The organism is Clostridium sp. KLE 1755 (genome assembly GCF_000466465.2).
GTDB lineage: Bacteria > Bacillota > Clostridia > Lachnospirales > Lachnospiraceae > Eisenbergiella > Eisenbergiella porci.
Genome location: NZ_KE992646.1, coordinates 63,149 through 74,990, shown reverse-complemented (window position 1 = coordinate 74,990; position 11,842 = coordinate 63,149). Strand labels below are relative to the sequence as shown.

The window sequence follows — 11,842 nt, the reverse complement described above, 5'->3', positions numbered from 1 at the left end:
CACGTGATACACAGTTTATTTGACACACCCGCCAGTGTCTATCCAGAAGAATCGAAAGCATTGAGTTACTACGCAAAGAACCATCTGCCTGGGAAAGTGAACGTAACAACATCTGTGAATTCTTACCATCGAACTTTCCTAAACATCATTTACAAATAAGGGTATATCATCTCGGCTGGAATGATATCTCCCTCTTCTGTCTGCCTCCTGTTTATTCTCCATCACTACCAGCCTCCCCTTCTTTTGTACTATAGGAAAAAAGCGAAAACGCATATTCAAACAAATCAATGTCTCTTATTTTGCGTCTTCGCTTAATATAAAAACCAAATCATTCTTCATTTCCTGAAATTGTTCAATAATAGTTTGTAGCTTCTTCTCTATACCTTGAACTTGAACCTCTGTAATTTTTCCATATTTATATGCTATCAAACGTTCCCCGATAATATGATAACTCCAACTTTCTGAATATGATCGATCCCTTTCTTCATTATGAATCGCAAATCCTATTGGTAAAAGGTTGTTTCTCATACCAATACTAACCGCCATCGAAGATATACCTAAATATTCTCCAGCCATCTTACATGTAATTTTTGATGCTTTGCGTATATCATCATCTGTATATCTGGCCATTTTTACACTCCTCCTTGAGAAGCGCATAGCCAATACTACCTATTTATGTTCATTTAGCTCAGCTTCAATTTCCTCAATCGTTGGCAGTGTTCCCTTAAAGTCATCTGGCACCAAATTTGAAAGTTCGTATTCTGATATTCCCAATGGTTGACTACTGGATTCTATTGCATATTTCGCCTGAATATTATCTTTAGATTTGCATACCAACAGTCCCAAAGTCGGAGCATCCATCTCCGATTTTAGGATATGGTTGACTGCAACCACATATGTTCCAAGTTGTCCTGTAAAAGATGGTTCAAACGCTGTAACCTTTACCTCAACTACCACATAGCAATGTAATTTGATATGATAAAACAGCATGTCAATAAAATTTTCTGTATTGCCAACTTCAATCCGGTATTCACGCCCAACAAAAGCAAACCCACTTCCAAGTTCTAGCAAAAATGCTGTAATATTATCCATCAATGCATCCTTTAATTCTTTTTCATTATAGTTCTTGGTCAGTGTTATAAAATCAAAATTGTAGGGATCTTTCGTGAGTTCCTGTGCTAAATCACTTCGTGCCGGTGGAAGTGTATACTCAAAATTTGTAACTGCTTTACCTTGTCTATCAAAAAGCTTCGTATCAAGAAAATTTAGCAGCACAGCTCTGGACCAATTATTTTCGAGTGCATTTTGTACAAAAAACAATGCTCTCTGTTGATCCTCCTTACATTTATCCATGATAACTTTATGATGGCCCCATGGAATCATAAAAATTATATTCTTATCAATTTGCGCACCAGTTTGGGGCGTAATTATACTTTTAATTTGCGCATCAAGTTGGGGCGTAATCTCTACATCCGAATACAACCTGTAAAACTGATTCATATATTGTAGATTTCTTGGTGAAAATGACTTGATCTCCGGTAGTTCTTTTACTAAGTCTTTGCTTATCTTTTGATAAACATGGCTGCCCCATGTCTCATTCTTCTTCAATGTCTCAATATCTCGTCCAAGAAGCCAATAAAAACGAAGCATCTCATCATTTACTTTTATAGATGCCTTAATTTGACTGGTTTTAAAACGATTGCTTACTTCAGATATCCATTTTTTATAATCACCTTCAAATTCTTCCCCTGTCAGTATATCTGCCATCTGCCTTACACCCACTCTTCCATCAATCATTTTCAGATATTGTCTTTCTATTTTTCTTGTATAGCTTTTGTTATTATACCATTATTCATACAAAAAAACATCAAAAACCAATCTTCATATACTTTATAACATATTTAACCGTGCTTTACTGTTTATATCCCATCATTTCTAGTTCCACATCAATCTAATTACGCTTTTCTATAAAAGAAGCAGAGCCCATGCCGCTGTCTACCAGTACTTTACACAGCATATAGCTCTGCCTCTTTCATTCTTATATTTAATCATCTAATTTTCAGAATTTCATCTATCCCAAATATTCTACTATTGCTTTCAGATCTCCAGTTCGTACAGTTTTAGCTTTCCTTTAATGTATTAGTTGGCAGTATGTTTGGACAAAAGCACAATGCTTTCGCAATTGGCTACATATGCTTACATACCCATTCTTTCTCCAAAAACTCCACCATATCGGCCGCTTTGGGAGGGCAGCCCTCCAGGGATTTGGAAAAGCAGACGGTACAATGCCCCACGCCGATATCCCCGGTTTTGCCGCGGAAGCCCTGGCCGATGGCAACGGGAGGCAGTCCTTTTTTCAGCTCTCCCCGATCCTGAAGCCGGTCCAGCGCATAGATAAGGGAACCGAAGCAGGCGCTGCAGGCGTCCTGACTGTCCGTATAGGAGGCCAGTTTTTTAACCCGGCCTGTCATGGGCGGCATTTTCTTTGCCGATAGGTCTTCATTCAGATATACCATATGGGCCTTCGCGGTATCCGCACTTCCCACGCCCAGCTGCTGCGCCAGCATAATGTAATCCACTTCCTCAGGCTTATGTCCCATGCTCTCACAGACGAAGGCATCGCACAGCACCGGATCGCGGAAAGCTAAAATCCGGTTCATTACCACCGGATTGCCGCCTTCTTCAAAATCCAGATCGCCGCAGATATTATCCACGAGGATAAAATCGTTTCGGACCACGGTGTTCAGATGGGCGATGGGACGATGCAGCCCCAGCGTATGGAAACGGCGTTTCTCAGCGTTGGGAATCAGCCCTTTGTTGTTTTTCAGAGCACAGGTGATCAGTGTCTGGCAATGCCCTTTCAGCACAGGCAGATTGATCATGAAATCCATCTGTACCGCGGTATCGCAGATCCGGATATCCATGCCTGCCGCATCGCAGCTTTTCCAGGTATCGGCCTGCATGTCCTTAAACGGCACGCCGTACTGTCTGGAAATCCGTTCGTAGCCGGCTGCCCGGAAGGCATCCCGGGTATTGTCTCCCACCCAGGATCCTTCCATGATTATAAGATTGTTAAAACCGCACTCCTGCAGGTATGCAACCACGCCCTCCAGAATCTCAGAATGGGTTGTCGCTCCCTCGCTTGGATCCCTGGCCACTACCAGATTCGGCTTCAGGCCGATTCTCTTGTTCCTGTCCCCGATCAGCTCCGCCAGGCCCGCACGCTTCAAAATGCGGATGGTCATATTTTTATAATCCGTACCGTGAATGATTAGGATATCCTTTTTCTCCATCATTGTGTTTTATTCTCCGCCTGTAACCGTTTAGGTTTTTTCTTATCTATTATCAGATAAATGGTAGGCATCAGAAGCAGGGTGAGCAGTGTGGAGGCCACCAGGCCGCCGATAATAACAAGAGCCATGCCCTGCATCATTTCGCTGTTTCTTCCGATTCCCAGTCCCATGGGGAGCATGGAGAGAATGGTGGTGAGGGTGGTCATCAGGATCGGGCGCAGTCGGATGGCTCCCGCATCGATCAGCGCGTCCTCCAGCGGTATTTCCTGTCTCAGCTGGTTCACGGTATCCACATATAATATACCGTTATTCACCACGATTCCGGCCAGCATCAAAAATCCCATTAAGGAAACCATACTGATGGTGATTCCTGCAATATACAGCAGGAAAACGGAGCCTACCAGGCTGAAGGGAATACACATCATAACCATGAAGGAAAAACGGGGTGATTCAAACTGCATGGCCATCACCAGGAAAACAAGGAATACGGCGATTAAAATGGATTGGTAGAGAACGCCAAATTCCTCGTTCATAATCTCCGTCACCATATCCTCCGCCACCTCCACGCCCGCCGGCAGCGTCAGCGCTCCCACCGTCTGCAACAGTGTCTTCTGCGCGGTAAAACGTGCCTCCTGGGTAGTGGCCGCCGTAAGGCTGATCTGATATTTGCCATCCACCTTCATGATGGTCTGGGGCGCATCCGTATATACCACCTGGGCGATTTCCCGCACAGGGACCTGAATGCCCTGATTGTTAGTCAGAGTGGCATCCATCAGGCTGTTCATGCTGTCATACAGCCCCTCTGGATATTCCAGCTTCACCTCATATTCCGTTCCGTCCTTTGTTACGGTAAGCACATCCGTTCCGCTTAAAATATTGCGGATGCTGCCCGCCACCTGCACGGGCGTCATTCCATAATGCATGGACATCAGCGGGTCGATTTCCAGTTTGGCCGCGGTGCTCGTGTCCTGGGCGGAGGATGTTACCTTGATTACGCCGTCCACCTGCTCCATGGCTTCCTGGGCTTTCCGGGCCGCTTTTTTCAAAATCTCCATATCCGCGCCCTGCAGATCGATTTCCGTGGTGGAAGAGGACATCATGCCGCTTCCCATACTGCTGCCGCCGGAAGCAATATCCAGCTCCATACCCGTATAGTCCCTGGTTTCCCTATTCCACTTTTCTATCACATCCGCAGTGGACAGCTCCCTATCACTTTTCAGGTAGGCGCGCAGGCTGGCGGAAGATCCGCTTTCTATGGAAACACTATAGGATGCCACGTCTGGCTCTGCCTTGGCAAGCGCCTCCAGCTTTTCCATGGCGCTTTCCTTGTCCTCCAGCGTGGTTCCTGGCCGGAAGGAAGCGGAAACCTCCACAATTCCTTCATCGGAGGCAGGCATCAGCTCCATATTTACCTGAGTAAGCATCAGTCCCGCCACAGCCACCAGGGCAAGGGTAACGCCCACCACCACCAGCTTCCTGTGAAGCACCTTTCTCAGGATTTTCCTGTATACACGGGTGGTTTTATCCACGATCCTGTTTGCCGGAATCTCCTTCTTCTCCGTGGGCTTGAAAAGGGAGTAAAAGAGGGGCACCAGAGTCATGGCTGATATCAGGGAGGCAAGCATGGCAAATACAATGGTAAAGCCCAGCTGGCCGAACATCTGCCCCGCCAGATCATCCACGGTGGCCAGGGGAAGATATACCACGATTGTAGTAATTGTGGAAGCGATGATTGACATGGTTACCGCCTTGGTTCCCCACAGCGCCGCTTCCTTATAGTCCTCATGCGTATCCCTGGCCCTGAAGCAGCTTTCAATCACGACGATGGAGTTATCCACGATCATACCGATGGCGATTACAAGGGATCCCATGGTAACGATATTCATGGAGTAGCCCATCATGCTCATAAGAATCAGCGTGGCCAGCAGGGAAATGGGCATGGAGCTTCCCACGATAAGGCTGGCTTTGAAATCCCCGAAAAAGATGAACAGCACCGCCATGGAAATCAGGACGCCCGCAATCAGTGTTTTTCCCACCGACCATAGGGAGGAGGTAATGATATCGCTGGAATTGTATTCCACGCTTATTTCGATTCCCGGATTTTTTTCCGAATATTCCGCAATCAGCTTTTCAATCTTCTGCGTTACCTGCACCACGCTGGCGCTCTGTTTTTTCTGGATGGAAATACTGATATTTTCCATGCCGTCGCTTTTACTGATGGAATCCGCCTTTTCCTGTGCCATGGAAACCTCAGCCACATCGGAAAGATGGACCACGCTTCCGGCCGCGGTGATAATCGGCACCTGCTCCAGCTTCTGCACAGTATTAAATTCCATGGCCGCGCTGACGGAAATGTCCTGGCTGCCCTGCTTCACGCTGCCCGCGGGCACGGTAAAGTCCGCCGCCGACAGATAGTTGGCAACCGCGGCCATATTCAGGCCGTATTGCTTGAGCATATCTTCTTTTAAAAGAACCCTGATGTATTCCTGGCTGCCGCCGGAAACATCCACCTGGGCCACATTGGTGATGGATTCCAGAGCCGGTATAAACGTATCCTCCAGGGTTTTGCGCAAATCCTGCTCCCCCTGCGCGCGGGCAGAAAGGATCATGTCCGCGGACTGTGACATATTCAGTTCGATGACAACAGGGGAGGAGGCGTCCTCCGGCAGCTGCAGGCTGGCCGTATCCAGCGCAGTACGCAGATCCGCATAGCATTCGTCAATATCCACGCCGTATTCATAGGTAAACATGACCATGGACAGATTTTCCGAGGACTGTGAGGTCACGGAATCAATGCCGCTCAGGGTGGAACCGGAATCCTCCACCACCTTGGTCACCAGTTCGTCCACACTTTCCGGATCCGCGCCGGGGTAGGTAGTCATTACGATGAGCATGGGCATATCCATGTCCGGCGTCAGCTGCATTTTAAAGCCCGGTATGGAGCCCAGGCCGAAAACGGCCAGGGACAATATGATAAGAATCACGGAAACCGGGCGCTTCAGCGCTAATTTTGTGAGATTCATTCCGCGTCCTCCCCTTCAACCAGACGCACCTTCGCACCATCCGTCAGCTGGGAAGACCAGGTATGTATGACTATGCTGTCCGCGGCAAGACCGCCTGTTATTTCTATTTTATCTTCATTGTACAGGCCGGTTTCCACAGGTGTCTTAACGGCGATCCCGTCCTCCACGCAGTACACATAGGCCTGCTCCGCTTCATAATATACCGCGTCATAGGGAAGCAGCAGCGCATCGTTTGTCCGGTAAGTGTCGGCTGTGATTTTTACCGTTACGCCATTGGAAAGCTGTGTGTTTTCCGTGGCGGCCTTGATTTCAAACAATCCGGTCCTGGAGTCAACTGACTGGCCGATCTGGGTAATGCCTGCCGTAAAGGTCTCGCCGTTCCTTTCCAGCGTAATTGTTTCTCCTGCAGTGAGCTGGTTTTTCACCGCTTCGCTCACATAAAAGGTAACTGTCATGGAATCCTTGTTGGATATGACATAAACCGGATTGCCGGCGCTTACCATACCGAATTCATCCACATTTTTCTGCTCAATCACCCCGGAAATAGGGGCCGTCAGCGTATAGTTTTCCAGCTGCATCATGGCGTTCTGGATCCCCACGTCGGAGGAAGCGATCTGGTTCTGCAGGGCCGCTGCCGTATCCTGGTACGCCTGCCCGTTCTGGATGCCATACTGTACCTGGGCATCCTTCAGATTTTCCTCGTAAAAATCAATGGTATCGCCGGTGGTTGACCGGGAGGTCTCCGCAGAATCAATGCTACTGTCAATGGAGGAAATATTGCTTTCCAGGGAGGAAGCCTGGGTTTTCATGGAAGCAATCTGGGAAGCATAGGTTGACAGGCTGCTGTCCAGACGGCCTTCCCCGATGTCTGCAGCTGAATAGCCTGCGGATCTGAATTTATTTACCGCCTCTAACTTACCTTCATAGATTGCTTTATCCTTTACATATTCTTCGTAGCTTTTCTTTTTGGTTCCGTCCTGATTATCTATCTGAAGAATTACAATATCACTGTTATTTCCAATTCCCGCAACCGCCTGCATGATTTCCGGTTCATCGTTCCCGCGGCCGTGTCTGCCGCCCTTTCCGATACCGGCTGTCAGGGAATTGCCTGTCCGGAAGGAGACCTGTGCCACTACGGCTGTCTGTGCCGATCTGTTATCATATTGGTTTTCATGGTCGGAGGTTTTCCGTACGGCTCCGTTATCCCATGCCCTGCTCTGCAGTTCGCTGCTTTGGGTTGATTCGTTATGGCTGCTCTTTTCAGCCCCGCTCTGGGACGCAGAAGTGGATTCCTGAGATGGGGCTTCCTGGGCGGAAGGACCCTGGGCAGAGGAATCCTGGGAAAAGGAATTCTGGGAGGAAGAACCTTGTGAGGAAGAATCCTGGGAAGCTGTCCCCTGTGTGGACGAATCCTGGGAAGCAGAGCCCTGGCCGCCGCCGTCCGTTCCCTGATGCTCTTCTTCCGAAGGCGACTTATCCGGGCTGCCCTGAGAATCAGGGTCCTTGCCGCCATTCTCCTGGGATCCTCCTTCAGATGCTGAACCTCCATTGCTTTCTTCACCGCTTCCGTTGGTCTTGTCCGTGTTTTCATCCGGCTTCGTGCCATCCGATGGATTTGTATTGGAATCGGGATTCTGGCCAGAATCCGGCTTATTATCCGGATCGGGATTTGGATCAGGATTCACGTCCGGCTTAGTCTCTCCGCCTTCACCAGGTTCGGTATAATAAAGCTCCTTCCAGTTTGGCTCCGGATCAGTCACCCATCTCCAGACGCCGTTGGCGTCCTGATAGACGAACTGCTTGGCCGTCACCGCCATGCTCTTCATGCTCTTATAATTTTCTTCCATATCACCGATGCTGTCGTTGATTTTATTCAGAGCACTCTTCATATCCTCTTTTTTCTGCTGGGTATCCGCAATGGAGGTTCCGGCAGAATCATACTGCTTTTTCGCCATATCAATCTGATACTGGATATTTTTAAGATTGCTCTCCATGGACAGATTGCTCATGACCTGGCTGGAACCCAGGGTACGCTGTGCGGACAGCTCCGCGCCCTCCTTCGTCAGCTTTGCCGATTCCAGCTGAAGCCTTGCTGCCTCATCATCAATCTGCAGCAGCACATCCCCCGCCTGTACATGGTCACCCACTTCAAAATTGACCGCCGCCACCTCGCCTGAAACAAGCGGTATGATACTGACCTGTTCCTGGGGACTTACCGTCCCGATAAAAGTGCTGGAAACTGCCAGGCTGCCTGTTTCCGGCGCCGACGCTTCCACGGCAAGGGCCGTATCCGCTGCCTCCGTTTCCTCCGTACCGGCCGTATCCGCACTGCCTGCGCAGCCTCCCAGCGTCATCACAGCCGCCATCAGGACTGCAAGGCTCCTCATACGGTTCTCTTTTTTCATAATAACACCTCATTTTATTTATTTCCTGATCCCGCATCACCGGCATAAGCTTCGCACATGCCGGCCCTGGCGTTCCTCCCTGCAGGAATCCATTCCAGCGCCGAAATGTGCGAAGCTCATGTTACTTAGCAATGCTAACCATTTTCAATCCCATTCTAACTTTCATATTATTATAAGTCAATTAAAAAACTATAAAATAAGTCCGGGAGGGAGACCCATCCGCCCCGGTGAAACCATAACTGTATGGCTGCTTTGCATTACAGGGGGGTGCGTGTTATACTGTTGTTGGAAAAATAAAGTAATTGGTGTGAGTAAAATTGCTGAATGCAAGAAGAGGTTGTTATGGCGGATGTGAATGTATTTCCTTTTGAGTTGATTAATAAATTTCATCGTTTTAAGCTGAGTGCGCTTCCTATGCCGCTGCCGGAAAGTGAGCTGATTACTCTGTATACTATCCGGGACGCCAATCAGTATGATGGTGTGGAAAATACGCTTATTTCGGGGCTTGCGGAGAAGCTTCATGTTTCGGTTCCCACGATTTCACGGTGTTTAAGCAGGCTGGAGGAGAAGGGGCTGGTGCAAAAAAGCAGCCAGACAAACGATCGCCGTAATACGTACGTCTGTCTGACTGAAGAGGGGCTTGCAATCTATGAGGAGTCCTTCCGGACCCTTTCTTCTTTTGTGGAGCGCGCCCTTTCCCGGATTGACGGGGAGGAGCTGAACCAGTTTTTTGCTACCTTTGATAAAATTTATGATGCACTGGCCCAGGAATACAATGCTTTGGGTAAAAAATAGGTTTTCCTGCGGGATCTTCGGTCAGCGAAGCTCTTTGGCGCATTCTTTATAGTAATGTCTGCCGTTGGCGCTGGTTTCATACTCTGCCATCCGGTCCAGCGCCTCCGCTTTCAGGCGCCGCGTTTCTTTGTCCGTATCATCGTTTGTCAGCAGCAAATCGCACAGCTCCAGGCACCATTGGTATTCCTGCGCCTCAAATGCTTCCGCTGCGGCCCGGAACACTTTCCGTTTTCCGCCGATCAGGGCAGTCATTTTTTCAGTGTACTTTTTGGGCGCAAGCGGGTGAAGGTGTGTGGGATTTCCGTCAAACCAGCCTAAATAGGCCGTATAAACCGCTCTTACCGTCCATTCCACACAGCCGTAAAATTCTCCCAGATACGGAAGGACAGCATATTGTTCAGGCAGCCGTATTTCTGCGGCCAGCTCTTCCTGGCTTTTTCCCTCATTCATCCCTTCCAGGGTCTTTGTGAGAATGTAATTTATGACGTCTCTGAAATTCCCGAGCACTTCCCTGATGTTATCGTTTCCATAGATTACTGCGGTGTGTCCTGGCAGAAGGTAATCCGCAGGATAGGCAAGCAAGGCGTCTATGCTTTTCCTCCAGGCCGATAGGTCGCGGTACTGTCCGCCCCGGATGGCGTAAAAGTTGGGAAAACAGCCATAGTAATTGTCACCGCAGCACAGAACCCTTTTCTGCGGAAGCCACACGCATATCTGATCATCCGTTTCCCCCGGAAGTCTGGCCATTTCCAGTGAAATGCCGTCTATTTCACGGCTCACGCTGTCCTCCTGATAAACCGTTGACGGCGCGGTAAAGGCGCGGTGCTCCCCATATACGACTCCCTCGCGCCGGCCGATTCCCTGGGAAATATTTTCTTCGTCCGTAAGGGTATAACCGAACTGCCTGCTTCCCCGTCTGTTCTGAATCTGCTGCAGCAATTCCGAGCCCTCCAGGGCCGGTGTTTTCGGTGCGAAGGCAATAATCTCCGGATCGCTTCCCAGAAAAGCGCCTGCGCCGCCCCGGTGATCGGGATGGGAATGGGTGAAAATTACCGTTTTCACTTCTTTTCCCGTTTTTTCCCGGATAAAATGAAGCAGTTTTTCTCCCCTTTCCAGCGTATCCAGGGTATCGATCAGGATCACTCCTGTATTTCCTTCCAGTACTACCGCGTTGCTGTGTCCCAGACCCGATACGTGCCACACGCCCTCCGTCACCTGGGTAAAGGCTTCCTGAAAATTCCTGTCCGTAAAATCCTGAAGCTGAAGGCTTCCGTTCTCTGTTAACATATGTGTGCCTCCTTCTTTGAAACAGTTTAAATAAATATCTTTTTATAAAAACTGATTTATCAGGTCCGCCTTCTATGCAAAAAAATCTTCCGCTTCGCAGGCTGGCCGGCTGCTGTTCTATACATATACTATCACAAAGCGCCGGCCGCGTCCACGCTCCGGGCAATCCCGCCTTCTTCCTCCGTCCCCGGCCTATCGCCGCTTCGCCGGACGAAAATGCGGAAGCTGTTGCCGTTTTCCCCGTAGTTGTCTATCGATACATAGCCTCCCTGATCACTGATGAATTTCCGGGTCAGAAACAGGCCCAGCCCCACGCCCTCCTGCAGCATGGCGGCCTGCTTTCCCCTGTAGAACCGCTGGAAAACAGTATTTCTTTCCGCTTCCGGTATCCTGTTTCCCTCACTGCATACCTCAATACAGGCGTATAGCTCACAGGCGCTCATGCGTATCAGGATATCACTGCCCTGCGCACCGTATTTTACCGCATTGTCCAGCAGGTTAAAAACAGCCTCCAGCGTCCATTTCCCATCCACGCAGACGCGGATGCCCCGGTCTCCCTCCAGACGGATTTCCCTGCCCTTTGCCTCCGCCCTGGGTGACGCCTGATTTGCCGCCTCCAAAATAATCGGAAGCAGCTCCTGTTCCACTGGCGTAAGCGTAATGATATCCGTTTCCAGCCTTGCCGCCTTTTCAAAGCCTTCCCCAAACCAGCCGAGCTTTTCCGCCTGCCTGGATATATTGGACAGGAAATGACTCTTATTTTCCGCGCTCAGATCCGGCATCTGCAGGAAATCACAATACATACGTATATTGGTAAGCGGCGTGTTCATCTGATGCACCAAATCCGCAACCAGCCCGCTTAACTGGTTTTTTAACGCCAGCTCCTGTTCCTCATGGGCCTTCATAATGTCATACAGCTTGTAAATCTGGGTCTGCAGCTTCCCCGTCACAGTATCCTCCTGGGAAAAAAATGCCGCCGCCCCGTCACTTTCGGGAATACCGTCAATCAGGCGCTGCACGCAGTCGGAAGCCGTGTGCA

8 protein-coding genes are annotated in these 11,842 nt (G+C 49.3%); 1 reads left to right on the top strand and 7 read right to left on the bottom strand.

The features are described from left to right. Positions 1–294: 294 nt before the first annotated feature. From HMPREF1548_RS01060 to HMPREF1548_RS01040, 5 genes are all read right to left on the bottom strand, one after another. Positions 295–630: a hypothetical protein gene (locus tag HMPREF1548_RS01060; RefSeq protein WP_021633781.1), complete on the bottom strand. Its 336-nt coding sequence runs from the start codon at positions 628–630 to the stop codon at positions 295–297. Between the two features lie 39 nt (positions 631–669). Next, complete coding sequence (locus HMPREF1548_RS01055) at positions 670–1,767, bottom strand: PDDEXK nuclease domain-containing protein (protein WP_035320511.1); 1,098 nt, start codon at positions 1,765–1,767, stop codon at positions 670–672. Between the two features lie 419 nt (positions 1,768–2,186). After that, positions 2,187–3,296 (bottom strand): DUF362 domain-containing protein, encoded by a 1,110-nt coding sequence (locus tag HMPREF1548_RS01050; RefSeq protein ID WP_021633779.1) that lies wholly within the window; start codon positions 3,294–3,296, stop codon positions 2,187–2,189. Further along, positions 3,293–6,316 carry an efflux RND transporter permease subunit gene (locus HMPREF1548_RS01045; protein ID WP_021633778.1) on the bottom strand — a complete coding sequence of 1,008 codons (3,024 nt, stop codon included), beginning with the start codon at positions 6,314–6,316 and terminating at the stop codon, positions 3,293–3,295. Before HMPREF1548_RS01045 ends, HMPREF1548_RS01050 begins: the two co-directional genes overlap by 4 nt. Beyond that, positions 6,313–8,721, bottom strand: coding sequence for an efflux RND transporter periplasmic adaptor subunit (locus HMPREF1548_RS01040; protein ID WP_021633777.1), 2,409 nt, complete (start codon positions 8,719–8,721; stop codon positions 6,313–6,315). The genes HMPREF1548_RS01045 and HMPREF1548_RS01040 overlap by 4 nt, the downstream gene beginning before the upstream one ends. A 342-nt stretch (positions 8,722–9,063) precedes the next feature. Here HMPREF1548_RS01040 and HMPREF1548_RS01035 point away from each other — a divergent pair, with 342 nt between their 5' ends. Beyond that, positions 9,064–9,516 (top strand): MarR family winged helix-turn-helix transcriptional regulator, encoded by a 453-nt coding sequence (locus HMPREF1548_RS01035; RefSeq protein WP_025487381.1) that lies wholly within the window; start codon positions 9,064–9,066, stop codon positions 9,514–9,516. A 21-nt stretch (positions 9,517–9,537) separates the two neighbouring features. Here the strand turns inward: HMPREF1548_RS01035 and HMPREF1548_RS01030 are convergent, their stop codons facing one another. Together HMPREF1548_RS01030 and HMPREF1548_RS01025 are read right to left on the bottom strand one after the other, a co-directional pair. Further along, a complete protein-coding gene (locus HMPREF1548_RS01030) occupies positions 9,538–10,803 on the bottom strand; it encodes an alkyl/aryl-sulfatase (RefSeq protein WP_021633775.1) in 1,266 nt (421 codons plus the stop codon). Between the two features lie 131 nt (positions 10,804–10,934). Then, the coding region (locus tag HMPREF1548_RS01025) for a sensor histidine kinase (RefSeq protein ID WP_021633774.1) at positions 10,935–11,842 on the bottom strand (908 nt) is incomplete at its 5' end.

Coding starts and splice junctions, on each gene's coding strand:
- HMPREF1548_RS01060 (WP_021633781.1), bottom strand. CDS start 630: ATGGCCAGATATACAGATGATGATATACGCAAAGCATCAAAAATTACA.
- HMPREF1548_RS01055 (WP_035320511.1), bottom strand. CDS start 1,767: ATGGCAGATATACTGACAGGGGAAGAATTTGAAGGTGATTATAAAAAA.
- HMPREF1548_RS01050 (WP_021633779.1), bottom strand. CDS start 3,296: ATGATGGAGAAAAAGGATATCCTAATCATTCACGGTACGGATTATAAA.
- HMPREF1548_RS01045 (WP_021633778.1), bottom strand. CDS start 6,316: ATGAATCTCACAAAATTAGCGCTGAAGCGCCCGGTTTCCGTGATTCTT.
- HMPREF1548_RS01040 (WP_021633777.1), bottom strand. CDS start 8,721: ATGAAAAAAGAGAACCGTATGAGGAGCCTTGCAGTCCTGATGGCGGCT.
- HMPREF1548_RS01035 (WP_025487381.1), top strand. CDS start 9,064: ATGGCGGATGTGAATGTATTTCCTTTTGAGTTGATTAATAAATTTCAT.
- HMPREF1548_RS01030 (WP_021633775.1), bottom strand. CDS start 10,803: ATGTTAACAGAGAACGGAAGCCTTCAGCTTCAGGATTTTACGGACAGG.